Source organism: Parafrankia soli, assembly GCF_001854695.1.
Taxonomy (GTDB): domain Bacteria; phylum Actinomycetota; class Actinomycetes; order Frankiales; family Frankiaceae; genus Parafrankia; species Parafrankia soli.
The window spans coordinates 21,792-46,485 of sequence record NZ_MAXA01000241.1 but is presented as its reverse complement, the minus strand read 5'-3'; the positions used below and the strand labels follow the sequence as shown (position 1 = coordinate 46,485).

Annotated in this window: 16 protein-coding genes and 1 pseudogene; 14 read left to right on the top strand and 3 right to left on the bottom strand. The window is 70.8% G+C overall.

The genetic code is table 11. The features are described from left to right. Positions 1 to 127: 127 nt before the first annotated feature. From BBK14_RS26145 to BBK14_RS26130, 4 genes are all read left to right on the top strand, one after another. A complete protein-coding gene (locus BBK14_RS26145) occupies positions 128 to 6,835 on the top strand; it encodes a type I polyketide synthase (RefSeq protein ID WP_083391260.1) in 6,708 nt (2,235 codons plus the stop codon). 137 nt (positions 6,836 to 6,972) lie between these two features. Further along, positions 6,973 to 7,236, top strand: a complete 264-nt coding sequence (locus tag BBK14_RS26140) for a metal-sensitive transcriptional regulator (RefSeq protein WP_198541442.1) — start codon at positions 6,973 to 6,975, stop codon at positions 7,234 to 7,236. A gap of 132 nt (positions 7,237 to 7,368) precedes the next feature. Then, positions 7,369 to 8,769 (top strand): MBL fold metallo-hydrolase, encoded by a 1,401-nt coding sequence (locus BBK14_RS26135; protein ID WP_071065911.1) that lies wholly within the window; start codon positions 7,369 to 7,371, stop codon positions 8,767 to 8,769. A 159-nt stretch (positions 8,770 to 8,928) separates the two neighbouring features. Next, on the top strand, positions 8,929 to 9,708 hold the full coding sequence (locus BBK14_RS26130; protein WP_071065903.1) for a sulfite exporter TauE/SafE family protein: 780 nt from the start codon (positions 8,929 to 8,931) through the stop codon (positions 9,706 to 9,708). A gap of 141 nt (positions 9,709 to 9,849) precedes the next feature. Here BBK14_RS26130 and BBK14_RS26125 read toward each other — a convergent pair whose 3' ends face one another. Next, the gene (locus BBK14_RS26125) at positions 9,850 to 11,805 is read right to left on the bottom strand and encodes a M13 family metallopeptidase (RefSeq protein WP_071065902.1); all 1,956 of its coding nucleotides are present in this window, start codon (positions 11,803 to 11,805) and stop codon (positions 9,850 to 9,852) included. A gap of 327 nt (positions 11,806 to 12,132) precedes the next feature. Here BBK14_RS26125 and BBK14_RS26120 point away from each other — a divergent pair, with 327 nt between their 5' ends. Continuing rightward, on the top strand, positions 12,133 to 13,017 hold the full coding sequence (locus tag BBK14_RS26120; RefSeq protein ID WP_241831857.1) for an SDR family NAD(P)-dependent oxidoreductase: 885 nt from the start codon (positions 12,133 to 12,135) through the stop codon (positions 13,015 to 13,017). A 70-nt stretch (positions 13,018 to 13,087) separates the two neighbouring features. On the opposite strand, the gene BBK14_RS26115 is transcribed toward BBK14_RS26120, so the two are convergent. Then, complete coding sequence (locus BBK14_RS26115) at positions 13,088 to 14,302, bottom strand: ABC transporter substrate-binding protein (protein ID WP_071065900.1); 1,215 nt, start codon at positions 14,300 to 14,302, stop codon at positions 13,088 to 13,090. 693 nt (positions 14,303 to 14,995) lie between these two features. Between BBK14_RS26115 and BBK14_RS26105 the strand changes: the two genes are divergently transcribed. The 6 genes and pseudogenes from BBK14_RS26105 to BBK14_RS26085 all read left to right on the top strand — a co-directional run bounded on the left by BBK14_RS26105 (position 14,996) and on the right by BBK14_RS26085 (position 20,346). Further along, positions 14,996 to 16,444, top strand: coding sequence for an aldehyde dehydrogenase (locus tag BBK14_RS26105; protein ID WP_071065898.1), 1,449 nt, complete (start codon positions 14,996 to 14,998; stop codon positions 16,442 to 16,444). Positions 16,445 to 16,621: 177 nt separating this feature from the next. After that, positions 16,622 to 16,948, top strand: coding sequence for an aldo/keto reductase (locus BBK14_RS26100; RefSeq protein WP_083391261.1), 327 nt, complete (start codon positions 16,622 to 16,624; stop codon positions 16,946 to 16,948). 74 nt (positions 16,949 to 17,022) lie between these two features. Further along, positions 17,023 to 17,400, top strand: a complete 378-nt coding sequence (locus BBK14_RS26095) for a hypothetical protein (protein ID WP_071065896.1) — start codon at positions 17,023 to 17,025, stop codon at positions 17,398 to 17,400. A gap of 440 nt (positions 17,401 to 17,840) precedes the next feature. Next, a complete protein-coding gene (locus tag BBK14_RS26090) occupies positions 17,841 to 18,533 on the top strand; it encodes a hypothetical protein (protein ID WP_157904344.1) in 693 nt (230 codons plus the stop codon). Positions 18,534 to 18,643: 110 nt separating this feature from the next. After that, positions 18,644 to 19,066: pseudogene (locus BBK14_RS35915) on the top strand (transposase); the annotation flags it as partial. A 257-nt stretch (positions 19,067 to 19,323) separates the two neighbouring features. Next, positions 19,324 to 20,346: a TIGR03621 family F420-dependent LLM class oxidoreductase gene (locus BBK14_RS26085; RefSeq protein WP_071065894.1), complete on the top strand. Its 1,023-nt coding sequence runs from the start codon at positions 19,324 to 19,326 to the stop codon at positions 20,344 to 20,346. Positions 20,347 to 20,503: 157 nt separating this feature from the next. Here the strand turns inward: BBK14_RS26085 and BBK14_RS26080 are convergent, their stop codons facing one another. Continuing rightward, the gene (locus tag BBK14_RS26080) at positions 20,504 to 21,445 is read right to left on the bottom strand and encodes a LysR family transcriptional regulator (protein ID WP_071065893.1); all 942 of its coding nucleotides are present in this window, start codon (positions 21,443 to 21,445) and stop codon (positions 20,504 to 20,506) included. Positions 21,446 to 21,607: 162 nt separating this feature from the next. Between BBK14_RS26080 and BBK14_RS26075 the strand changes: the two genes are divergently transcribed. The 3 genes from BBK14_RS26075 to BBK14_RS26065 all read left to right on the top strand — a co-directional run bounded on the left by BBK14_RS26075 (position 21,608) and on the right by BBK14_RS26065 (position 24,552). Beyond that, entirely contained in the window at positions 21,608 to 22,480 is an 873-nt protein-coding gene (locus BBK14_RS26075; protein ID WP_071065892.1) for an SDR family NAD(P)-dependent oxidoreductase, read from the top strand. Between the two features lie 120 nt (positions 22,481 to 22,600). Further along, complete coding sequence (locus BBK14_RS26070; RefSeq protein WP_071065891.1) at positions 22,601 to 23,374, top strand: SDR family NAD(P)-dependent oxidoreductase; 774 nt, start codon at positions 22,601 to 22,603, stop codon at positions 23,372 to 23,374. Positions 23,375 to 23,886: 512 nt separating this feature from the next. Continuing rightward, positions 23,887 to 24,552, top strand: a complete 666-nt coding sequence (locus tag BBK14_RS26065) for a TetR/AcrR family transcriptional regulator (RefSeq protein WP_071065890.1) — start codon at positions 23,887 to 23,889, stop codon at positions 24,550 to 24,552. Positions 24,553 to 24,694 lie beyond the last annotated feature (142 nt).

The following is a 24,694-nucleotide window of genomic DNA, read 5'->3' as shown; positions in this document are numbered from 1 at the left end:
TCCTGAATATCTGAAAACCTGAACACCTGCTGAGGCCGGCCTGGGATCTCGGTCGGCCGTTTCGCGCGACCGGGGCAGTGCGGCCGATTCGGCCGCACATCTGTAGAGAGGCACGGACCGACCGAGAATGAGCGCATTTGCCGACGCGTGGTCGAATACCACGGCCGCCGACAAGGAATCCTGCGTCAAACGGGATGACATAGCGATCGTGGGGATGGGGTGCCGCTTTCCGGGCGGCGTGGATTCGCCGGCCGCACTCTGGCGGCTCCTGGTGGAGGAACGGGACGCGGTCGGCGATCCACCTGCGGGCAGGTGGGAGGCCGACGCGTTCGTCGACCCTGTCCTGACCGCGGCGGGCCGCTCCGTTCCCCGCCAGGGCGGTTACCTCGAGGACGTGTCCGGTTTCGACGCCGACTTCTTCGGCGTCTCACATCGGGAGGCCGCTGTCCTCGACCCGCAGCACCGGCTGCTGCTCGAGGTCGCCTGGGAGGCTCTGGACAACGCCGGTCTCCCTGCCGACCGGCTAGAGGCCACGCCGACGGGAGTGTTCACCGGGCTCAGTTACACCGACTACATGGATCGGCTGGCCGGGCACCCGGACGAGCTCGAGGGCTCGGTCCTCACCAACGGGATCTGCGTGGCGGGTGGCCGGATCTCCTACCTGCTCGGCCTGCGCGGGCCCAGCATGTCGGTGGACACCGCCTGCTCGTCGTCGCTGGTCGCCGTGCATCTCGCCTGCCAGAGCCTGCGGTCCGGGGAGTGCACGGTGGCGCTCGCGGGCGGGGTGACTCTCATGCTGTGGCCCCGGGTGACCAAGTCGTTCGTCCGGATGGGCATGCTCTCGCCGACGAGCCGCTGCCACACCTTCGACGCCGCCGCGGACGGGTTCGTCCGCGGCGAAGGTTGCGGAGTCGTCGTCCTGAAGCGGCTTGCCGACGCCAACCGCGACGGTGACCGGGTCCTGGCCGTGATCCGCGGGTCGGCGGTGAACCAGGACGGCCACACCGACGGGCTGACCGTTCCCTCCGCGCAGGCCCAGTACGAGGTGGCGGCCGCCGCGCTGCGGCGCGCCGAGGTCGACCCGGCCGAGGTCGGGCTGGTGGAGGCGCACGGCACCGGCACGAAGGTCGGCGACCCCGTCGAGTTCGCCGCACTGAGTCGCGCCTACGGCACCGATGGCGCGCGGTGCGCGCTCGGTTCGGTGAAGACGAACCTGGGGCACCTGGAGCCCGCGGCGGGTGTCGCCGGCCTGATCAAGGCGGTGCTGTGCCTGCGGCACGGCCAGATACCGGCGAACCTGCACTTCATCCGGTGGAACCCGGCGATCGACGCTGACGGGTCGCGGTTCTTCGTGCCCACCGGGCTGACCGACTGGCCTGGCGCCGCACCGTCGCGGCTGGCCGCCGTTTCCTCGTTCGGGTTCTCCGGGACGAACGCGCACCTGGTGCTCGAACAGGCCACGGCCGGGGTGAGCCGTCCCCCGATTCCAGCCGCGCGTACTCCGGCACGGGCCGAACACGAGTCCGGCCGGGTCGACGGCCGGTCGTCGGCCGTCCGGGCCCGCGGGGCCCGCGGGCCGGAGGTGGTCCTGGTGCCCGCCGGGTCGCCCGCGGTGCTGCCCGCCGCCGCGGCGCGGCTCGCGGACTGGCTGGAGCGCGAGCCCGGAGATGACGCGGCCACCGGAGGCGATCCCGCGGCCGGTGCCGGCGCGCCTGCCCGGGGCGCGGGTCTGCGGGACGTCGCCTACACCTCGGCGCGCAGGCGGTCCCCCGGGAACGGCCGGCTGGCTGTCGTGGCGGCCTCGCGGAAGGACCTGATCCGGGACCTGCGCGCCTACGCGGACGGCCGGTTGGTCCCCAACGTCGTCTCCGGGGCCGCCGCCCGGGGCGTGCGGCGCGGCGCGGTGTGGGTGTTCTCCGGCCAGGGCTCGCAGTGGGCGGGCATGGGGGCCGACCTGCTGGACGCGGAGCCGGTGTTCTCGGCCGCGTTGGCCGAGGTCGACCCTCTCATCGCCGCCGAGGCCGGTTTCTCGGTGCTGGAGGTGCTGCGCCGCCGGGAGGCGGTCACCGGGTGCGACCGGGTGCAGCCCCTGCTCTTCGCGGTACAGATCGGGCTGGCCGCGCTGTGGCGCGCCCACGGTGTCGAGCCCGCGGCGGTCATCGGTCACTCGATGGGGGAGACGGCCGCGGCTGTCGTCGCCGGCGCGCTGACCCTGGCCGACGGTGTCCGGGTGATCTGCCGCCGTTCCCGTCTGCTCACCCGGGTGGCCGGCCTCGGCGCGATGGCCACCGTCGGCCTCGACCGGTACGCGACCGAGGCCGAGCTCGCCGCGGCCGGCGCGAGCGGCGAGGTCGCTGTCGCGGTCCTGGCGGCTCCCGGCTCCACCGTCGTCTCCGGCGCCGCGGACAGGATCAGGGATCTGGTCACCGACTGGACCGCGCGTGGCCTGGCGGCCCATCAGATCGCGGTGGACGTCGCCTCGCACTCACCCCAGGTCGACCCGCTGCTCGCCGACCTCACCGCGGAACTGGCCGAACTGCGCCCCCGGCCGGCCGAGGTCCGCTTCTACTCGACCGCGGCGGAGGACCCGCGGGGGAAGCACGAGCTCGATGCCGCCTACTGGTGCGCGAACCTGCGCCGTACCGTGCGCTTCAGTGACGCCGTGACCGCGGCCGCGGCCGACGGGCACCGGGTCTTCGTGGAGATCTCCCCGCATCCGGTCGTCACCCGGTCGGTCACCGACATCCTCGCCGCGGCCGGGCGGGAGCCGGTGGTACTGCCGACGCTGCGTCGCGACGAGGACGGCGTGGCGGCCTTCCGTACCAGTCTCGCGACCGCGCACTGCGCGGGAGTCCCGGTGGACTGGTCCGTGCTCTACCCGACCGGCGACCTCGTGGACCTGCCGACGATCTCCTTTGACCGCCGGCGCCACTGGGCGGACCGCGAGGCTCCGGCGGCGGCTCCGTCGGCCGCCGGTGGCCGTGGCGGGCCGGCGACGCTCGACGGCCGGGAGGCCGTGGACCGGTCGCTGCCCGGGGAGCACCTGGTGGTGCCCGGCGAGCATCTGCGCCACGTCTGGCGGGCCGACGCCGGGACCGCGGTCATCCCCTGGCTGGCTGACCACCGGGTGCACGACCGCGTGGTACTGCCCGGTGCCGCCTACTGCTCGCTGGCGGTCACCGCCGCCGCCGAGGTGTTCGAGGTGGGGCCGGCCCGGGTGCGGGTCACCGGCATCGCCTTCGAGGAGGTGCTCTACCTGGGCGAGCACACCGAGATCACGATGACGGTCGCCGTCACCGGCCCCGGTGAGGCGGAGTGCGAGATCCACGCGCGGGCCGGTGACGGCGTCTGGATCCGTCACATGGCCGCCACCGTCACGTGCGCCGACGACGACCCGCCGCCGGACACCGCCGCCGGCGGCCTGGCGGAACTCGCCGGTGCCCATCCCCGGCGGGTCGGCCCCGCGCGCCTGTACGAGGCGATGCGGGAGCGGGGCATCCACCACGGCCCGGCGTTCACGGCGCTGTCCGATCTGCACCTGTCCGAGGACGGTGGGAGCGCCTGGGCGGGCATCGGGATCCCGACCGAGGCGTACGCCACCGAGGACGCGTTGGCCGTGCACCCCGTGCTGCTGGACGCCGCCGCCCAGACGTTGCTGACCTGCATGCCCGGCCTGGTCGCCGGGTCGGCGTCCGGTGGTCTGGTGCTGCCTGCCGGGACGGACAGCATCCGGATCCACGGCGATCCGGCGACCGTGCGCTACTGCCATGCCCGCCTGGACGCCACCGGGACGGGCACTCTCACCGGCGAGGTCCGCCTGCTGGACGAGGCCGGCGCGCTCGTCGTCGCCATCGACGGCATGAGACTCGTCCACCAGGACGGCCAGCGTCTCCTCGACGGTTCCGGGTACGCCCGGGCGTCCGGCGGCCCCGAGGGCTGGATCTACGGGATCGACTGGGAGCCGTCACCCCGCCCGGAGCCGGCCCAGCCGCGGGCCGCCGGCCGATGGCTGCTGCTCGGCGACGAGAGCGGTTCGGCGGGCGCGCTCGGCACGGCCCTGTCCGCCGCCGGTGCGGACGTCGACGTCCAGCCGCTGCCCGGTCCCGACGACGCCCGGCGGGCCTGGGCGGCGTCCCTCACCGGGGACGACGGGGGAGCCGTCGGCCGGCGGGTGGTCGTCGTCCTCGACGGCGCGACCGCGCAGCGAGCGCCCGGTGCCCAGGTCGACCCGTCGACCCTGGCCGGCCCGCTGTTCCCGCTGTTCCCGCTGTTCCCGCTGTTCCCGCCGGATCCGGCGCGGGCGCAGCAGCAGACCATGACGGTGCTGGGCATCGCCGCGGCGTTGGCCGAGCTGCCCGGCGTGCCGCCCGGCCTGACCGTGGTGACTCGAGGTGCACACGCCCTGGCCGGGAACGCGGCCCCTGATCTTGATCACGGCGGGATCCGCGGACTGCTCCGGGTGCTCATGCTGGAACACCCCGAGCTGCGCGCCGCCCACATCGACGCCGATCCCGGCCCGGATACGGCGGCCGTCGCCGCCGAGTTGCTCGGCGATGTCCACGGCGCCCGCTCCGGCCCCGCCGATGACGAGGTCGCGCTGCGGGCCGGTGTCCGCTTCGTCGCCCGGTTGACCCCCGCGCCGGTGACCGCCGCCGAGCGTGGTGCCGCCGGGCGGCGTACGGTCCGGTACGGCCACGACCGGTTCGCCCTGCAGCCGCCCGGCAACGGGAATCTCGACGACCTGCGGCTCGTCGCCGCCGACCGACGCCCACCCGGGCACGGCGAGGTCGAGGTCCGGGTCCAGGCCGCCGGCCTGAACTTCCGGGACGTCCTCATCTGCCTGGGGGCATTGCCGCAGACACCGATCGGCTTCGAGTGCGCCGGCGTGGTCACGGCGGTCGGGCCGGGCGTCACCGACCGCCGGCCCGGCGACGCGGTACTCGCGGTGAACTTCACTGACGGCGGCGCGTTCGGCTCGTTCCTGACCATCGACGCCGACCTGACCATGCCTGTACCCGCCGGACTCGACCCGGCCACCGCCGCGGGCATCCCCACCGGCTTCCTCACCGCCTGGTACGCGCTGCGGGACGTCGCCCAGCTGCGGGCCGGTGAGCGGGTGCTGATCCACTCCGGCACGGGCGGGACCGGTCTCGCCGCGATCGCCGTCGCGCGACTGCTGGGAGCCGAGGTCCTCGCCACCGCCGGCACCCCGGAGAAACGCGCCTACCTGCGCGGCATGGGCATCACCCACGTCATGGACTCGCGGTCGGTCGACTTCAGCGCACAGACCCTGGCCGCGACCGGCGGGCAGGGCGTCGACGTCGTGCTCAACTCGCTGTCGGGGCCGGCGATCCGCGCCGGAATGGAGTGCCTGCGGCCCTTCGGACGTTTCGTCGAGCTCGGGCTGCGCGACATCCTCGCGGACTCGACGCTCGGGCTGGCGCCGTTCCGTAACAGCATCACCTTCGCCGGGGTGAACCTGATCGAGCTCTACCGGCACCAGCCGGAGCGGGTCGCCCGGCTGCTGCGGGAGCTGACGGCGGCGCTCGCCGCCGGCGAGCTCGCGCCGCTGCCTGTCACGACCTACCCGATCGAGGCCGCCACGGACGCGTTTCGGCTGATGGCCGGTGCCGCGCACATCGGCAAGGTCGTGCTCGAGGTCCCCGGCGACGCGGTGACCGAGGCCGTGCTGCCCGACGGGCCGCCGTCGCCGGTCGGCGTGGACGGCTCGTACATCGTCACCGGTGGCCTGCGCGGCGTCGGCCTGGAGACCGCCGCCTGGCTGGCGGAGAAGGGCGCGGCCAGAGTGGTGCTCAACGGGCGGTCCGAGCCCACCGAGGCGGTCCGGGAGCGCATCGCGAAACTGGTCGCGGGCGGTACGGACGTCCAGGTGGTGCTCGGCGACGTCGCCGAGCCCGGGGTGGCGGAGCGCCTCGTCGCCGCCGCCACCGCCGGGGGCGGCCGGCTGCGTGGCGTCGTTCACGCGGCGATGGTCCTGGACGACGCCACGCTCACCACGATCACCGCCGACCAGGTGCGTCGGGTCTGGCATCCGAAGACGTTCGGCGCGTGGCGGCTGCACGAGGCGACGGCCGGGGCGGACCTCGACTGGTTCGTGCTCTACTCGTCGATGGCCTCCCTGCTCGGCAACCCCGGGCAGGGCGCGTACGCCGCCGCGAACTCCTGGCTCGACGACTTCGCCGACTGGCGGTGCGCTCAGGGGCTGGCGACCACCGTCGTCAACTGGGGGCCGTGGGCCGAGGTGGGCGCCGCCACCGACTTCGCCGAGCGTGGGTACGCGATGATCCCGGTGCGGGCCGGGCTCGCCGCACTGGAGACGCTGCTCGTCCACGGGCGGCGGCGCGCGGGTGTGCTCCCCGGCGAGCCGGGCTCCTGGATTCCGGCCGCGGGCCGTTCCTCGTCGCTGTTCGCACGGTTCGTCGACGACGAGCACGCCCCGTCGGCCGCTGCCGGGGGTGCCGTGGCCGTTCCGGGCGCCGGGGGTGCCGCCGCCGCGGTCGGGGACGGGCCGGGCGCTGTCCTGGCCGGGCTACGCGCGGTGGCTCCCGGCCTCCCGCGGCGCACGGCCTTCGAGGCGTACCTGACCGAGCACCTCAGGGCCGTCCTCCGGCTGGGCCAGTCCGCGCTCGACCCGGACATCCCGCTACGGTCCCTCGGCTTCGACTCGCTGCTGGCTCTCGAACTGCGGTCCCGCCTGGAACCGGGGCTCGGGATCTCCCTGCCGGGGAACTTCATCTGGAAGTACGACACCGTCGCGACTCTCGCCGCCGGTCTCGCCGACCACACGAAGCTCCCGCTCGACGGCGGCGAATAAGACTCGCTGCGAACTGAACCGTCGGCGCTGCYCGAAGGGTGGCGTCGGCGGTTCACGCGTGCGGCCCGAGGGATCCGCAGCTGTGCCGATACCCCCCGGGGTATATAGAGTGGCGGCGCGGAGGTGGTCAGGTGGAGATGAACGCGACGGTGCTCGCGGATGCTCTGACGCGGTTGCGGCGGGCGCATGGTCAGTTGGGCGCCGTGGTCAACATGATCGAGAACGGCGACGAGTGCGAGCGGGTGCTGATCCAGCTCGCCGCGGTCTCGAAGGCGCTGGACCGGGCTGGATTCAAGATCATCTCGACGGGGATGCGGCAGTGCCAGGCCGCCCGCGAGCGGGGGGAGCAGCCGCCGCTCAGCGAGGAACAGCTGGAGAAGTTGTTCCTCGCCCTGTCGTGACCGGCTCGATGGGGGATGGGCGGCTGTGTCGCCCATCCCTCGGCGTTGCCATGGCCCAACTCTGTCGTCGATATACCCCTGGGGGTATCTGGATGGGTATCCCCGGCGGCGAACGAAGGGTGGATGGACGAGATGACGATTGCCGTTGAGGTCGTGGAGACCTCCACGCTCGGCGACCGCAGCTACCTGGCGCACGACGGCCGGCTGGCGGTGGTGGTCGACCCGCAGCGTGACATCGACCGGATCCTGGCCCTGGCCGGCGGGATCGGCGTGCGGATCAGTCACGTGGTGGAGACCCATCTGCACAACGACTACGTCTCGGGCGGGCTCGCGCTGGCCCGGGTGACCGGCGCCCGCTACGGGGTGGCGGCGGCCGACGACGTCCACTTCGACCGGCTGCCGCTGTCCGACGGCGACGAGATCACGATCTCCGACGAGGCCGCGATGACGGTGGTGGCCACCCCCGGCCACACCTTTCATCACCTGTCGTTCCTGCTCCACGGCCCGAAGGGCCCGGTCGGAGTGTTCACTGGCGGGTCGCTGCTGTTCGGCACCACCGGCCGCACCGACCTGCTGGGCGCCCAGCACGCGCACACCCTTGCCCGGCACCAGCACGCGTCGGCGCGGCGGCTGGCCGACCTGTTGCCGCAGGGGGCGCAGGTCTGGCCGACGCACGGCTTCGGCAGCTTCTGCTCGGCCAGCCAGTCCGACGTTCCCGCGTCGACCATCGGACAGGAACGGACGATCAATCCGGTGCTGCGGCTGGCGGCGGACGACTTCGTCACCGAGGTCCTCGCCGGCCTGGACGCGTTCCCCGCCTACTACGCCCACATGGGCGCGCGGAACGCCGGCGGGGCCGACCTGGTGGATCTCACCCCGGTCAGAGTCGCCGACGCGGGCGAGCTGCGCTCCCGGATCACGGCCGGCGAGTGGGTGGTCGACCTGCGGTCCCGGAAGGCGTTCGCGCACCGGCACCTGACCGGGACGTTGAGCCTCGGCCTGGACGGTCCGATGTCGACCTGGCTCGGCTGGCTGATGAGCTGGGGGATGCCGGTGACGCTGCTCGGCGAGTCCGACGCCCAGATCGGCCAGGCACAGCGGGAGCTGGCCCGCATCGGCATCGACCGCCCGGCGGCCGCCGCGACCGGAACCCCCGAGCAGTGGGCCGCGGGCGACCAGTCGCGCCTGGGCCCGCTGCCTTCGGCGACGTACCCGGAGCTGGCCGCGGCGCTGGCCGGACGTCCGCCGCGTGGCCTGCCCGCTCCCGATGTCGTGCTGGACGTCCGGCTGCGCAACGAGTGGCGGAACGGACACCTCGCCGGGGCCGTGCACATCCCGCTGCCCGAGCTGCCCGGCCGGATCGGGGAGGTGCCGGGCGAAGCGGTGTGGGTGTACTGCGGGTCCGGGTACCGCGCCGCTGCCGCCGCCAGCCTCCTTGCCCGCGCCGGCCGCACCGCGGCGTTCATCGACGACTCCTACACAGCTGCCGCCGACGCCGGCCTGCCGATCGTCTCCGGGGAGGGAGCGGAATGAACACCCACGATGCCGCCAGGACGGCCCACATCCCTGTCTGATGGGCATGCTCCTCACGCGGCTGCCTGCAACCGGGGGCCGCGGGCCGATCTGGGATCCGTTCTGGCCGCGCTCGCCGGCGACCGGGCCTGAGCGTCCGGGCTCGGGGCCGGGCATCCGATGACTACTTCGCTGGGACTGGGCCTGATCGTCGGTGCGCTGCTCGGGCTGTTCGGTGGCGGCGGGTCGGTCCTGGCCGTGCCGGCCCTGGTCTACGGCGCCGGACTGCCGTTGCGCGCGGCGGTGCCGGCGTCCCTGCTCGTTGTGGGGATCTCCTCGGCCACGGCCGCGGTGGCTCGCGTGCGGGCCGGGCAGGTGCGGTGGCGGATCGCCGCCGTCTTCGGGGTGACCGGCGCGGCCGCGGCCTTCGTCGGCGCCGCGGTGAACCGGCGGCTCGACCCGGCCATCGTGCTGATCGGCTTCGCCGCGCTCATGGTGGCCGCCGGTGCCCAGATGCTGCGGGGGCGCTCCAGGCTCGGCGGCAACTGCGCGCTGCCCGGCGGCGGGACGAACTGGCGCGGCTGCCTCCCCAAAGCGCTCGGCGCCGGCCTGGGCGTGGGGTTCCTGACCGGCCTGTTCGGGGTCGGCGGCGGCTTCCTCATCATCCCGGCCCTGGTCCTGCTGCTGGGCCTGCCGATGCCGGCCGCGGTCGGCACCTCGCTGGTCGTGATCGTGACGAACGCGGTGGCTGGGTTCGCCGCACACGCCGGGGACGGTGCGCTGGATGTTCCCGTCGTGGCGGCGTTCACCGGCGCGGCAGTGGTCGGTGCGCTGGGTGTCGGGCGCGTGGCCGACCGGCTGCCCGCCGACCGGTTGCGCCGTTGGTTCGCCTACCTGGTCTTCGCCGTGGCGGCCTTCGTCGTGGCGCAGGCTGTGCTGAACCCGTCAGCGGGAGGCTGAGCCAGCGCCCGAGTGCTTCCGCCTGACCCCTTCGGTGCGGACCCCGCGGCGGGGGCGGGTACCTCGGCGGCGGGCCGGAGGTGCGCCCGCGGGCCGAGACCCGCGGGCGCGATGCCGGTGAACAGTCCGAACGCGGAACGCCTACCAGATGCGGACCCGGTCGGCCGGGTCCAGCCACAGCCCGTCGCCGGGCTCGGTGCCGAAGACGTCGTGGAACTCGTCGAGGTTGCGCACGATGTTGGCGCGCAGGTCCGGCGGGCTGTGCGGGTCGGTGGTGAGGTACTGCCGCTCGAGCTCGAGCCGGCGCTTGCTGCGCCACACGTAGGCCCAGTTCATGAACAGCCGACGTCGGTCCTCCCGCGACGGCTCGCCGCCCTGGGAGATGACGTAGGCCTGGTGGGCGATGGTCAGGCCGCCGAGGTCGCCGATGTTCTCGCCCACGGTGAGGGCGCCGTTCACCTTCTCGCCCGGCAGGTTGCGCGACTCGAACCCGTTGTACTGCTCGACCAGCGTCTTCGACTTCACCTCGAAGGCCGCCTTGTCGGCGGGCGTCCACCAGTCGTTGAGGTTGCCGGCGCCGTCGTACTGCGCGCCCTGGTCGTCGAAGCCGTGACCGACCTCGTGGCCGATCACCGCGCCGATGCCGCCGTAGTTCTCGGCCGGGTGGGCGTCGGGGCTGAAGAACGGCTTCTGGAGAATGGCGGCCGGGAAGCAGATCTCGTTGGTGCCCGGGTTGTAGTAGGCGTTGACGGTCTGCGGGAGCATGAACCACTCGTCGCGGTCCACCGGCGAGCCGATCTTGGCCAGCTCCCGATCGGTCTCGAACGCGGCGGCGGCGCGGGCGTTGCCCATCAGGTCGCCGCGGCGCACCGGCAGCGCCGAGTAGTCCCGGAACCGGTCGGGGTAGCCGATCTTCGGTCGGAACGTCTCGAGCTTCTCGTACGCCCGCTGCTTGGTCTCCTCCGTCATCCAGTCCAGCTGGGAGATCGACGAGCGGTAGGCCGCGAGCAGGTTCGCGACGAGGTCGTCCATCTGCGCCTTGGCGTGCGGCGGGAAGTGCCGGGCGACGTACTCCCTGCCGACGGACTCCCCGATCGCGCCCTCGACGAACGCCACCGCGCGCTTCCAGCGGGCCCGCAGCTCGGGCGTGCCGCTGAGCGTGCGGCCGTAGAAGTCGAAGTGGGTCTCGGTGAACACGTCGGGCAGGTAGGCCGCGGCCGAGCGCAGCACGCGGCTGACCAGCCAGTCGCGCCACACGTCGACCGGCGTGTCGGTCAGCACGGTCGACAGGTGCTCGAAGAACGACGGCTGCCGCACGCACGCCTCCGCCAGCGTCGCGTGCGGGCCGGTCAGCGACCCACCGAGACCGGTGACGTAGGCGTCCCAGTCGAACGCCGGGCAGAGCGCGGCCAGCTGTCCGCCCGTCATCAGGTTGTAGGTCTTCTGGACGTCGCGGGTCTCGGCCCGCTCCCAGTGGCCCTTCGCGAGCAGGGTTTCCACGTCGAGGATCCGCTGCGCGGCGCCCTCGGGGTCGGGGTGCCCGCCCAGCCCGAGCATCCGGGTCAGGTAGTCGACGTACTTCTGGCGGGTCTCGGCGAACTTGTCGTCGTGGTAGTACGACTCGTCCGGCAGGCCGAGGCCGCCCTGGCGCAGGTGGAACAGGTAGCGGTCCGAGTTGCGGTCGTCGGTGTCGACGTAGGAGCCGAACAGTCCGGCGCCGCCGATCCGCTCGAGCTCGCCGAGGAACGCGGCGAGGCCGCGGACGTCGCTCAGCCCGCGCGCGCCGTCCAGCAGCGGCCGCACCGGGCCAAGTCCGAGCGCCTCGATCGCCTCGGTGTCCATGAAGGAGTTGTAGAGGTCGCCGATCTTCCGCGCGTCCTCGCCCTGGGTGGCCGGGTCCCGCGTGGCGAGGTCGGTGATGATGTCGCGGACCTGCCGCTCGGCGTCATCGGCCAGCTGCACGAACGGGCCCCAGCTCGACCGGTCGGACGGGATCTCCGTCTCGGCGAGCCACCGGCCGTTCACGTGGCCGAACAGGTCGTCCTGCGGTCGGACGTCGAGGTCCATGCCCTCGCGGGCGTCGTCGAGGATGCTCACAGAACGGAAGTCTCCAATCGATTGCCGCCGGGCCATGGAGCAACGCCGAGCTGTCCAGCCCGTCCGGTGCACCCCCTCGACGGTATCTGCCCGCATGTAGGCATCCGTTCCGTTCGCGGACACCCGTTGTCGATCACGGGCGGTCGACGGGCCGCCCGTGATCAGGCGCTGTCGGGCTTGACAAATGGCACCTTGTGGGTGTCATTATGGCCGGGCGCGCGATCTGCGCCCGCTGCGCGGACAAGGCCCCACTGTTCCGGGCCGCGGTGCGGCACGCCACCGTTCGCCTGCTCCGCGACGGCCTCCGGCCCCGCCGATCTGATGGAGATGTCCTTGCCGCCTTACGCAGACCGGCCCGTCGCCGTCGTCACGGGCGCCAGCTCGGGGATAGGCCGGGCGACCGCCCGCACTCTCGCCGAGCAGGGCTGGCAGGTGATCGGCGTCGGCCGCGATCCGGTACGCAGTGCCGCCGCCGAGGCCGAGATCGCCGCGGCGGCGCGCAAGGACGGCGGCTTCACGATGCTGCGCGGCGACTTCACCCTCATGGCGGACGTCCGGCGCGTGGCCGGCGAGATCCAGCACCTCACCCCGCGCCTCGACGTCCTCATCAACAACGCCGGCGGCGTGCGGGACCGGCAGATCATCAGCGCGGAGGGCACCGAGGCGACCTTCGCCGTCAACCACCTCGCCCCGTTCCTGCTGACCCGGGAGCTCACGCCCCTGCTGCGGGCGAGCGCGGCCAGCCTGCCCGCCGGATCGACGCGGGTGATCGCCGTGTCGTCGAGCGGCCACCGCGCGGTCGACGGGCTCGACTGGGACGACCTGCAGAGCCTCGGCGAGTTCCGTCCCGCCGTCGCCTACTGCCGGGCCAAGCTCGCCAACATCCTGTTCACCCGCGAGCTGGCCCGGCGGGCCGGGCCGGACGGGATCGTCGCCCAGGCCATGCATCCCGGCGTCGTGGCCAGCAACTTCAGCGCGCACGGCGACGCGGCGATGCGGGCGCACATGGCCGCGGCCGACACGGTGCCACCCGACGAACCGGCGGAGACGCTGGCCTGGCTGGCCACCGAGCCCGAAGGAGGCCGCACCGGCGGGCGCTACTTCCACCGCAGGGCGGAGGAGCTACCCGCCGAAGCCGCGCGGGACGATGCCGCCGCCGCCCGCCTCTGGACCGAGAGCGAGCGGCTGCTGGACGGGCTCGGCTTCCGCTGATCCGTTTCCGCCTCCGTCGGTCCACCCTTGGCGGGCGGGCGCGGAAACCGTGGCGCTCCTGGAACGAAGATCAGAGCGTGTTGCCGCACAGGTCCGGCTCGACGACGAGGAACGCGTTGCCCGAGCCGTTGACCTGGACGAACGAGTAGCACGTGGTGGGCCGGCCCGCGCCCGTCCGGAAGCTGATCGGGCTGATCAGGCCACCGGCGTCGTAGCTGTTCTGGGCGCGCAGCCGGTCGATGAAGCCCTGACGCGTCGGGCAGGCGTCGGCGAGGCGCAGGCCCTCCAGGAATATGTCGGTGCTGATGTAGGCGAGCACCGAGCTGTCGTTCTCGGGCTGGGCGACCTGCGGCGCGTACCGGTTCATCGCCTCCAGGTAGGTCTGGATCGCCGGACCGCCGAGCTCCAGTGGCCGGTAGACGAGCGGCACGGTGATTCCCGCCGCCTGTGCGCCGAAGGTCTCCAGGAGCCTCTTGTCGTAGCCGTTGCCGGAAAGGACGACCTTCGGCGGGTGGCCGGCCTGCCGTAGTGTGCTCAGGATGCCGACGAGGCTGTCCGGCGGGATGAGGCCGATGACCGTGTCCGCCTTCGCCGCGACGATCCTGGAGGCCGCCGCGGCCGGGTTGTCGACGTTCGGGGTGAAGTTCACCGTGTCGACCACGGGTATTCCGCTGGCGGCGAGGCTGCGCGCGTACTTGTCGGCGGTATCCGAAATGCCCGCGGACAGCGCGGGCTGCAGGGTCACCGCGCGCCGGCCCCCCTGGGAACGCACGAACTGGCCCTGGGTGTCGACGGCGACGCCGGTCACATAGGTGAAGGCGAACATGTTCCGCATCGTCGACCAGACCTGCTCGTGGGCCAGGCCCGTCACGGGAACTCCCCGGTCGGCGAGGTAGCGCGCGCTTCCTGAGGCCGCGACGGACAGCTCGATGAGACCGAAGACGTTCTGGTGCTCGACAAGGTCGCGGGCGCCCATCGCGTTCTCCGTGGCGGACCCCTTGTCGTCGCGCCACTGGTAGACGACCTTGCGGCCGTGCACGCCCCCGGCCGCGTTCACCTCACCGATGCGGGCGTCGATCCCGCCCCGGACGGCGTCGGAACGCTCCGCGGCCGGCCCGGTGTCCGGGTACAGCACACCGAGATCGATCTGCTGGGCGCCCACACCCGGTGTGGCGCAGCCGGTCGCTGCGCTGGCCTCGGGCGACGAACAGCCGGCGAGGAGACCCGCCGCGCCGACGGAAACCGCGGCCAGCACCGAGCACAACGTTCGACGACGGGAGAACATCGGGCCCCCTGGATGATGGTCTCGAAAGAAAAACGGGATCGGGAAGTTTCGCGTGTCACACGCGCCGTGAACGTGGCATCCCGGTCACTGGTGAATCTTCCGTGGAGCGCTGCCTCTGAACGGTGATCCGTCCGCCGGCCGTCTGAATGGTCGGCAGGTGCGCCCCGACGATACCAAGACAGGCGGCCTTGTCTGCGGTCAGTTGGTCCGCGCGGGACCAGACGGCTGTGCCGTGGATCTCAGGTTTCGAGTTCGTAGTCTCCGCTTTTCCTTTGATTCATCGGGAGGTCATTTGCGCGTGCCAAAAGAACACCTCGCCGCGCTACCCGCGCCACCACTCGGTGCGATATCCGATGCGTGCGGCGCCCCCGTTCGCCGGCGGCCGGACGGCCGGACGGCGGCCTTCGGGTACGTGTCGTCCCGCGGGGGCCTCCGCGGCTCCAGCGGCCGCGTCGAGGTCCCCGGCACCGGACAGTGCGATGCGTTCGACATCGCCACGCTGGGTCACGTTCACTTCCGCGCGCGACCAGTCGGCCTCCACCGGAACACGGTGCGGATCCTGGCGCATCGACCTGGTGCGCGGAAGGACATGAGCCGGGCAGCAGATGTGGCGCCGGCACGTGGAGAACCGGGAAGCTGACCGTGTCCCAAAGATCGCGGTCCAGGGTGTTGGCATCGGCGCAGGGAGCACTCATGTGGGAGCGGGAGCAGATGTTCGTCGGAGGCGCATGGGTCGCGCCGAGCACCGACAGCAGGATCGAGGTGACCTCGCCGCACACCGAGAAGCTGATCGGTCGCGTCGCCGCGGCGAGCACGGAGGACGTCGACCGCGCCGTCGCCGCGGCGCGGCGGGCCTTTGACGAGGGGCCGTGGCCGCGGACCGATCCGGCCGAGCGGGTCGAGGTGATCCGGCGGCTGGCCACGCTCTACCGCGGGCATCGCGACGAGCTGGCCGAGCTCATCACCGCCGAGCTGGGCGCGCCGATCTCGTTCGCCAGGCGCGCGCAGGTCGCCCTGCCCGGGGCGCTGATGACCGCGCTGGCCGACACAGCGGCCGGCTACTCCTGGCAGGAGAAGCGGCCAGGCGTATACGGCCAGGACATCATCCTGCGCAAGGAGCCCGTGGGCGTCGTCGCCGCGGTGGTCCCCTGGAACATGCCGCAGTTCCTGACCGTCACCAAGGTCGTCCCGGCGCTCCTCGCCGGCTGCACCGTCGTGCTCAAGCCGGCGCCCGAGTCGTCGCTCGACGCGCTGTTCTTCGCCGACCTGCTCGACCAGGTCGGCCTGCCGCCGGGCGTCGTCAACGTCATCCCCGCCGACCGTGAGGTGAGCGCCTACCTCGTCGCCCACCCCGGCATCGACAAGGTCTCCTTCACCGGCTCGACGGCGGCCGGCCGGCAGGTGGCGGCGGCATGCGCTCCCAACCTCACCAAGGTCAGCCTCGAGCTCGGGGGAAAGTCGGCGGTCATCGCTTTGGACGACGCCGACCCGGCCACCGTGGCGCGCGCCGTCCGCCTCTCGGGCATGGGCATGGCCGGGCAGATCTGCAACTCCCTCACCCGGGTACTCGTGCCCACGAGCCGCGTCGGCGACTACGCCGATGCGCTCGCGGCAACCCTGTCGGCCATCAGAATCGGCGATCCGGCCGATCCCGCGACCGAGATGGGCCCGCTCGTGGCCAGGCGCCAGCAGGAACGGGTCCGCCGGTACATCGACACCGGCGTGCGGGAGGGCGCCCGGCTCGTCGTCGGCGGCACCGATCTGCCCGACGGGATCGATCGTGGATGGTACGTGCGACCGACCGTCTTCAGTGAGGTGGACAACTCGATGACGATCGCCCGGGAGGAGATCTTCGGCCCGGTGCTCGTCGTCATCCCCTACGGCGACGAGGACGAGGCCGTTCGCATCGCCAACGACTCGGAGTACGGCCTGGCCGGCTCCGTGTTCACCGCGGACACCGAGCATGGGCTCGAGGTGGCGGGCCGGGTCCGGGCCGGTACCTTCGGCGTGAACCAGGGCTACTCCATGGACCCTGCGGCTCCCTTCGGGGGAGTGAAGGCCAGCGGCTACGGCCGCGAGCTCGGCCGTGAGGGCCTTGAGGGCTACCTCGACGTCAAATCGATCTCCGTCGCCACCGCGTAGCGGGTTCTACCCGAGCATCGGCCGCAGCCGGGGATTGAGCTGAGCGCCGGCAGCCCGGCCGGGCACGGTGCACCGGATTTTCCGCCTGTATATCAGGGGAAAATCTCGCTTCCGGTCAGGCTGGGGGGCACTGGCAGTGCCCCCCAGCAGCGGTGGGTACCGATGTTGGATGAGCACATGGAGTACACCCGGCTGGGATCATCAGGATTGAAGATCAGTCGCATAGCGCTCGGCTGCATGAGCTTTGGCAAGCCCAACACCGGGCGGGACTGGGCGCTCGACACGGATGCGGCGGAGCCGATCTTCCGGCAGGCCGTCGAGCTCGGCATCACGCTTTGGGACGGTGATGTGAGCACGACTCGTGGGTCGTCCAATCCGACGACCGACGGATCGGGCAGGCCCCTTTTCCTGGACATCGACCTCAGCGACAAGGAAGTAGCCGCGCTCGAGGATAACTACTCTCCGCGTCGGCCTACCTGCTACGGGTCGAAGTACGGTTACTGATCCCGCGGGCGACCTGACCCTATGGCATCGACGCGTCGTCCGCAGCCCTGGCCCCGGTCGATGTCTACCGGATCGTGGAAGCCGACCCGTATCCCGCGAGCTATATCGCCACCGTCCAGCGCAACGTGCGGGAAATCGGGCAGCCGCCCGGCGTGGACGTCAACGAGCTCGTCATCTGCCCGGCCAGTGCGCGCGGATCGAGCGGTACGTCACCGCGTCCACGACCTGCCCGCCGGGTGGTCACCACCGACTTCGATGATCTCGGCGCGACCCGCGGCGGCCACGAATGCCTCACCCCCGCAGAAGCCCACCTCCTGGCCGGGATGCTGATCCGCGCCGCGACAACCTTCAAAGCCGCAGAGAACCGGGAAAAGGCTGTCCCACCTCGCCGGACAACGTCCGGCGACGAAGACGGCCCCGGCCAAGCCACCTCTGCACTCGGGGCGCCGTAAAGGAAAGGCCCGTCGCCTCCTCACCGCCCCGGCCGGGCTTGCTGTCTCTGGCCGCCTTCTGATCCCCGCCGGGCCTGCGCCGATCCACAGGTGGTTCGGGTTCGGCGGTTCCACCATGCCGTCGTCGTGACGATACGTGCCTGAAATCCCCCTTCAGTGCAGCCCACGAGTTCGCGACGCGGTCGAGGTGATGTTCGACGCTCAGTGGACTTCGGGTGAGGCGACCGCCTGCGGACCGAAACCCCACGTTCCGATGCGCTGATGGCCCAGATCGTCGTCGACACGCGGGTAGCAGGGTTGCCGGGGTGGCCGGAGATTCACTGGCTACCATCGCGCGGTGCTGGTCCTGGACCTTCGCTCGAACAAGGAGTCAAATGGATATCGGGAGATACTCGAGAAGCGTGTTTCTTACCGGCGGACTGTCCGCGGCAGCCCTGCTGTTGGCGACTCCCGCGTCGGCGAGCACTGTTTCCGTAAATCCGTCGCAGGAGGGGAAGAAGGGTGCGAGATCGGCTGCGGCTCCAATTTGCTGGGGAAGCGGTGGCGGATTGGCCGGGAACACCGGAAACGGTGTGACGTGCTATCAGCTCGGTCCCGCTGATGAAGCCACGACGGCGGCGTGGTTGCAGTCGCAGGCCGGCCCATGCCTCGTGGATCTGGCCGGTGGGGCGGTGGACTCGGACGGGGACGACCTGTTCGAGGACGACCTGTTCGAGGACGACTGGTTCAATGAAAAGCGGACGGTCAACCTGATCATCGGAAGTCTCACGATCGGTGGCCTTGGGCCGACTGTGGGCGGCACCGGAATCGTCGGTGGAACGGGGAACACGGCCGGCGGTACGACTGCCGCATTCGGGGGGATCGCCGCGGGCGGGCCCACCGTCGGGGCCGGTAACTCCGGCAATATCGGGGGAACCACGATCAACGCCCCGGCCGCCGCCGACACGGCCGCTGTCGCAGGTCCTCGACCGGTGATCGTCGTGTCTGGTCCGCAGTGTTCGGTCAGCTCGACTGGATCCGGTCAGGCGCCCACCACGGGCCTTCAGGATCAGCAGGGCGCTACGGAAGGCGAGTGGGCGATCCTCGAGGACAACGACCCGACCGAATGGGAGATCTCCCTTCCTGAGCTGTGAAGGGGTGCTACTCGAGGATCCCGCTAGGGCGTGTATCCAGTTGTGATCTATCTGTGGGATTCGCTCTCGTGGTGGGGTCTGATCCGGTAGATCGTTCTGCATGACGCGGGGGCGGCCCGGAGGAACAAGGCGGGCAGAACGGCGGAGACGATCCGGAGCGGGAGGAGCGACGACGTGTCCGGCGCCGGCGTGGACTCCGGCTGAAAGCTGCCTTACTCGGACGATCGAGGAGCGGGCAGACCAGCAAGGTCCACCTCGCCGCCGACCGCAGGTGCCGCCCGTTGGCGTTCGTCCTGACCGCGGGGCAGGCCGCGGACAGCCCGCAGTTCATCCCCGTGCTGACGAAGGTACGGGTCCCCGGGGCCCGTCGGCCGTCCCCGCACCCGCCCCGACGCGGTCGCCGGGGACAAGGCTTACGCGTCCCGCAGCAACCATCCCTACCTGCGGAAACGCCACATCAAGGCAGTCTCCCGGAGAAGAAGGATCAGGCCGCCAACCGGAAGAAGAAGGGCAGCAAGGGCGGCCGTCCCGTCGCCTCCCGACGCACGGCTACCGGGAGGCGCCGGGCGGCAGCTCTTGCTGCTCGACCAGGATGCGACTACCGTCGCGTGTTGATGTTGGTGTCAGGTTGTGCCGGATCTCCCAACTGACGGCGTGCTCCGCGGACGTCGGCGCCGCCGGGGCGTGTGAACGGTGAGGTGGCCCCCTTGCGCAGTCGATGCCGCTGGAGCGGAGAGCGGGACAAGTGATGGCGGAGCCCGCGAAGGCCTACCCGAGGCCGAGGCCGAGGATGCCGGTCACGGGCGAGTCGAGCGAGGCTCATCTGTCACCGGCGCGGCCGATCCGGTTCAACACCGGCCCGGGCCGGATCTCCGACCTCTCGGCGCTCCGGGAGGCCGGGCAGGCCATCGAGCGTCTCGGCTATTCGACCTTCGCTCTCGCCGACCATTTCATGATCCGGTACGCTCCGCTGATCGCTCTCCAGGCGGTCGCCGACGCGACCAGCACGCTGCGGCTGACCCAGACTGTCCTCAACCAGGATCTACGGCATCCCGCCGTCCTCGCCAAGGAGCTCGCCACCCTGGACGTGCTGTCCCAGGGGCGTCTGCAGGTGGGGCTCGGCGCGGGATGGATGCAGGCCGAGTACCAACAGGCCGGCATCCGGTACGACCCGGCCGCCGCGCGGATCGCGCGGCTCGAGGAAGTGGTCATCATCCTGAAAGGCCTGTTCGGAGACGCTCCGTTCAGCTACTCAGGCGGGAACTTCACGATTGATGCTCTTCGTGGCACCCCACGACCTCTGCAGCGCCCGCACCCGCCGATCATGATCGGCGGCGGCGGCCGCAAACTGCTCTCGGTCGCCGGGCGCCACGCCGACATCGTGCAGATCATGCCCCGGCTTCCGCAGGAGGTCCGGCCGGCCGAACCGCACCCGTTCAGCGGCGAGGCCTACGAGGAGAGAATCGGCTGGGTCCGCGCTGCCGCCGGGGACCGCTTCGGCGACATCGAGCTGGGAGCCCAACTGCTGAACGTGACGATCACCGATGATCCGGAAGCGGCGTTTGAGACCTGCTTTCAGAGCTTTGGCCGGCAGGTCCGAGGATCGTCCGGGGGCGCTGTCCCGTCGCGAGCGGACCTCGGCTCGTCGCCGATGGTCGCCATCGGTTCGCTGGACGACGTCTGCCGGAAAATCCTGGACGTCCGTGACCGGTTCGGGATCAGTTACTTCACAACGCCGCTCGGTGCGAGCCCCGAATCCTTCGCACCGGTCGTGGAACGGCTGGCGGACGCGCCAGCCGGCGCCGCGGCATGACTCCGGCGGGAGCCATCGGTCCTTCGGTCCTGCGGCGCGAGCCGGCGGAACAGGCAGCGGCGCAGGCGGCGGCGCAGGTAAAGGCCTGACCGTCGGACCGGGCCCTGCGCAAGCCGTGGGGCCAGGAGCGGCGAAAGCCGCGCGCGGGCAGCCGAGATCAGGCCCCACGCTGTGGCGGGGAGATCCGCGCCGCCCACACGCCGGACCTGACGAGCCGCTCCGCCTCGTCGCGGATGACCTGGCCGACCTTCGTCGCGAAACCACGCGGCAGTTCCAGGTGGGACGTGGTGCCGGTGCCCAGCTGTTGCGTGAGTGCGGGATTGCGAAGCGGGGCGTAGCGCAGCCTTTTGTTCTCGATGTCGGTAGCGCAGGCGGAAAGCGGGAGAATGCCGTATCCGCGGCCTGCGGCGATGAGATCCTTTGCCACCTGAAGCGAGTCGGTCGCGAATCTGGACGTCAGTTTCAGCTTGAGCTTCAGCGCCGTGTTCTCGAGACTGTTGCGGATTCCGGTCTGGGAGGCCGGCAGAACGAGCGGGCAGTCGGTGAGCTCGGCGAATCCGATCGTCCGGTCAGGCATGAGGTCCGATGCGGCGCCCCCGACAACGACAAGATCCTCCACCAGTAGCTCCTCCTGGAACAGTCGGCCGTCCAGGACAGGATGGATCACCGCGATATCGACGGAGCCCTTCAACATGCCGTCGACGAGTTCGTCGGTACTCCCGACGCGCACCTGGAAGTCGACTTTGGGAAAAACCATGCTCAGGCTGTCCAGTAACGGTGCGGCCAGCACGCAGGCGGCGGTCGTCGGCAGGCCGATATTCAGCGCCCGCTCGACTCGCGCCAGACGGGACCCGACGTATCGCATAGCGAGCTCCAGCTGACGCAGCGGCGCCGTCGTGGTGGCGCGCAGCCGTTCTCCCTCTTCTGTCAGTTGCACACCGCGAGCTGTTCGCCGGAACAGCGTGACGCCGAGGTCCTCCTCGAGGAGTCGGACCTGACGGCTCAGCGCGGGTTGAGCGATCCCCAGCACGCTCGCGGCGCGATTGATCGATCCTTCGTCGGCGACTTGTAAGAAGTACCTGAGGCGATGTGTGTCCATGGCGCGCATGCTACACCAGTCATGCCGAACCGGTATACCCAGGCGTCGAAATTTGTATTGGCATGCTCCGGCGGCATGGCCGTAACATCCTTGGAACCAGATGAGATGGTGCGCCTTGCTGTGCTGGATAAAACTTTTTTTGGGTCGGCGATAGGGGATCTCATGGATTCGGATACGCAGTACCTGACTCAGGCGCTGGGGCTGGACCGGCTGCCCACCCATATCATCGACAAGCGGGTGAGTGAGCTGCTGGACCTGAGTGGCCAGAAGGCGATTGTCATCGGTGCGGGGGGTGACGGATTAGGTCATGCGATCGCCAATCGGCTGGCTGGTTCCGGTGCCGATATCGCGCTGGTCGGCCGGACCTTCGAGAAGGTCGAGCGGCGCGCGGGGGAGATCGCGAAGCGCTGGGGCGTGAAGACCGTTCCGATCCGCGCGGACATGTCGGACTGGGACCAGGTCCATCGGGCGGTGCGGGAGAGCCGGGAGGCGCTCGGCGGTCTGGACATCATGGTGAACAACCCGGTCATGGTGGCCGCCGGGGCCTTCGAGAAGCACACGAAGGAAGAGATCGACCGGACCGTCCTGGGCAGCCTGACCATGATGATGTACGGCGCCCACGCGGCGCTGGAGTACCTGCTGCCCCAGGGCTCAGGGAAGATCATCAACATCGGGGCGGTGGGTGGGCGAATTCAGCAGCCCGGCCTGACGGTCTACTGCTCGTGCAAGGCTGGGGTCATCGGTTTCACCCGTAATCTCGCRCACGAGGTCGCGTCCCGTGGCGTCAACGTGCTTGGTGTGGCTCCRGGTATCATGATCAAGTCTGAGATGAAGGCGATGCTCTTCGAGCCGCAGAACGAGGCGCAGCTCGCGGGCCGGAAGTCCATCATCGATGCGCTGAAGAACCAGGTGCAGCTGGGCCGGGTCTGCCTGCCGGAAGAGGTCGCCAACATGGTCGCGTACCTCTGCTCGGAGGCCGCCGACTACATGTGCGGTCAGACCATCGACGTCGCGGGCGGTCAGTGGATGGGGTGATCTGATCGCTGGGCGATTGGAAGGGATGTGCTGTCGTCGCGCCAGGGGCGCGGCCGATGATCCTGGCGCGACGACACGCGGGGGAATGGCTTTTCAGTACCAGAGTGCGGGAGCAGTGAGATGCGCGGACTGGCGGACAAGGTCTTCATCGTGGCGGGCGGGGCCACCGGAATCGGTGCCGGGGCGGCAAAGAGGCTCGGCGAGGAGAGTGCCAAGGTAGTAGTTGGCGACATCAACCTCGCCGGAGCGCAGAGCACCGTCAGCGAGATAAACGAGGCCGGTGGCAGCGCGGTCGCTGTCCACTTCGACCTCGCCGACGAGCACTCGGTCAATGAGATGGTCGATACGACGCTGGAGAAGTTCGGTGCCGTCCACGGCCTGTTCAACGTCGGCGCGGACCTGTCGCCCGGCAACCTCGGGCGGGACAAGTCGGTACTGGACACCGATCTCGACGTGTGGCATCGAACACTGGACGTCAACGTGGTCGGGTTCGTGCGGACCATTCGTGCCGTCCTGCCTCATCTGCTCGCGAACGGTGGCGGTGGCATCGTCAACACCTCGTCCGGTGCGGCGGTCAGCGCAGGCGACCGTCTCCGGCCCGCTTATGCGGCCTCGAAATCGGCGGTCAATGCGCTCACGCGGCACGTCGCCGGGAACTGGGGATCCAGGGGCGTGCGCTGCAACGGGGTGATGCCGGGTCTGGTGATGGGCGAGACGCAGGAGGTCCAGAACGACGTCGCGCTCCAGGAGAGGTTCCTGAAAGAGGTCCCCACCACCCGGCTGGGCCGCCCGAGCGATCTGGCCGYCGTCGTGTCCTTCCTGCTCTCGGACGACGCCGAATGGATCAACGGTCAGGTCTGGGCGATCGACGGCGGCGCCAACATGCGTGCCTGACGAACGACCCGGCATCCGGCCTGGGCCGCCCGGGCACTCGTCGACGCCGACCTGGCCGAGTAGGGGGGTCAGAACCCCGGGCGTGCGAGGAACGGCGGTGACTATTAGGTCAGTGTTCTACCTGTTGTTCATTGACCGCCGCGTATCTCCGACCGTAGTTTTCCGACGCCAGATTCCGTCCGAAATCTGCCGATGCGGAGTACTGATGCGTCTGTTTCCCCGCCCGCACCGCGCCGTCCGGCTGGCAGATCGCCGGCTTCCACGGCCGCGCCGGGACGGAGACCGACAAGCTCGGCGTGATCTACACCAGGCGCTGAGACCAGGCGCTGAACAGCGGGGCCGGGCCGGGCTTGTCGGCCCCGGCGGGGCGGCGGGGCGCCCCTGCCGGCACGCCTCCTCCGTGCCGGTCGAGGTCCGCCCCACCTGCCCGGCCCCCGACTCGTCCGGGAACCATCCCGTGATCCGAGAAGGGGTGTCCTGCAAGATCGGAATGGTCGCGGTCCGCGCTGCGTATGATTCCCGTGATGGAACCCGGCCGAACGCGTACCCCGCCCCGCCAGCGGGCGACGCTTGTGAACACCAGGTCACGGGAGAGTCGTCTGGCCCTCACTCGCGCCGCCCTTCGTCTTTGGAGCGAGGGTGACTTCGATGCGGCGTACGAAGCGAGCACCGTGGCTGATATCGCTCACGCAGCCGGGGTCAGCAAGGGAACCTTCTATTTCCATTTTCCCAACAAGGAGGCGATTCTCCTTGAGATGAGCTCGGCGACGATCCAGGCGATGATCGACCAGGTCGAGGCCGGAACCGCGCGAGGCGTCCCCCTGCGCTCGTTGAGCGATCAGATGATGACCTCGATGGCTCGACGCGTTGTTCGCGCGCCCAGGGGGGCCGCGCTGCGGGCCGGCGCCCTTGGCTTCGTGGGGCGACCGGATGATGGAACCCTGGCGATCCCTCGCCTGAGTGTCGCCTTCGAATCCCTCCTCCGTCACGGTAGGGAACGCGGCGAGCTTGGCGAGCAGATCGATGTGGAAGAAGTCGCCGCGATGATGACGGCCGTGACAATGGAAGCAATCACCCGCTGGGGGGCGGGAGACCGCTCCGCTTCCTGGCTGCGGCAGACGCTCCGTGATCGAGTGACCGTCATCCTGCGCGGTATCAGCCACCCGGACGAGAGCTAGTCGACCGCTGCGCAGGCGGGCGTCCGCGGCGACGGCGGTCGCCGTCGCCGCGGGCCCGGACCTGCACGCTGACTCGTACCGGACGAAGCAAGCCGGTCATCCGAGGTCGGCTGCGCGAGCCTGGGCCCGCGGAGCTTCACCG

Coding starts and splice junctions, on each gene's coding strand:
- BBK14_RS26100 (WP_083391261.1), top strand. CDS start 16,622: ATGGAGTACACCCGGCTGGGATCATCAGGATTGAAGATCAGTCGCATA.
- BBK14_RS26120 (WP_241831857.1), top strand. CDS start 12,133: ATGTCCTTGCCGCCTTACGCAGACCGGCCCGTCGCCGTCGTCACGGGC.
- BBK14_RS26115 (WP_071065900.1), bottom strand. CDS start 14,302: ATGTTCTCCCGTCGTCGAACGTTGTGCTCGGTGCTGGCCGCGGTTTCC.
- BBK14_RS26080 (WP_071065893.1), bottom strand. CDS start 21,445: ATGGACACACATCGCCTCAGGTACTTCTTACAAGTCGCCGACGAAGGA.
- BBK14_RS26085 (WP_071065894.1), top strand. CDS start 19,324: ATGCCGGTCACGGGCGAGTCGAGCGAGGCTCATCTGTCACCGGCGCGG.
- BBK14_RS26130 (WP_071065903.1), top strand. CDS start 8,929: ATGACTACTTCGCTGGGACTGGGCCTGATCGTCGGTGCGCTGCTCGGG.
- BBK14_RS26135 (WP_071065911.1), top strand. CDS start 7,369: ATGACGATTGCCGTTGAGGTCGTGGAGACCTCCACGCTCGGCGACCGC.
- BBK14_RS26105 (WP_071065898.1), top strand. CDS start 14,996: ATGTGGGAGCGGGAGCAGATGTTCGTCGGAGGCGCATGGGTCGCGCCG.
- BBK14_RS26145 (WP_083391260.1), top strand. CDS start 128: ATGAGCGCATTTGCCGACGCGTGGTCGAATACCACGGCCGCCGACAAG.
- BBK14_RS26065 (WP_071065890.1), top strand. CDS start 23,887: ATGATTCCCGTGATGGAACCCGGCCGAACGCGTACCCCGCCCCGCCAG.
- BBK14_RS26140 (WP_198541442.1), top strand. CDS start 6,973: ATGAACGCGACGGTGCTCGCGGATGCTCTGACGCGGTTGCGGCGGGCG.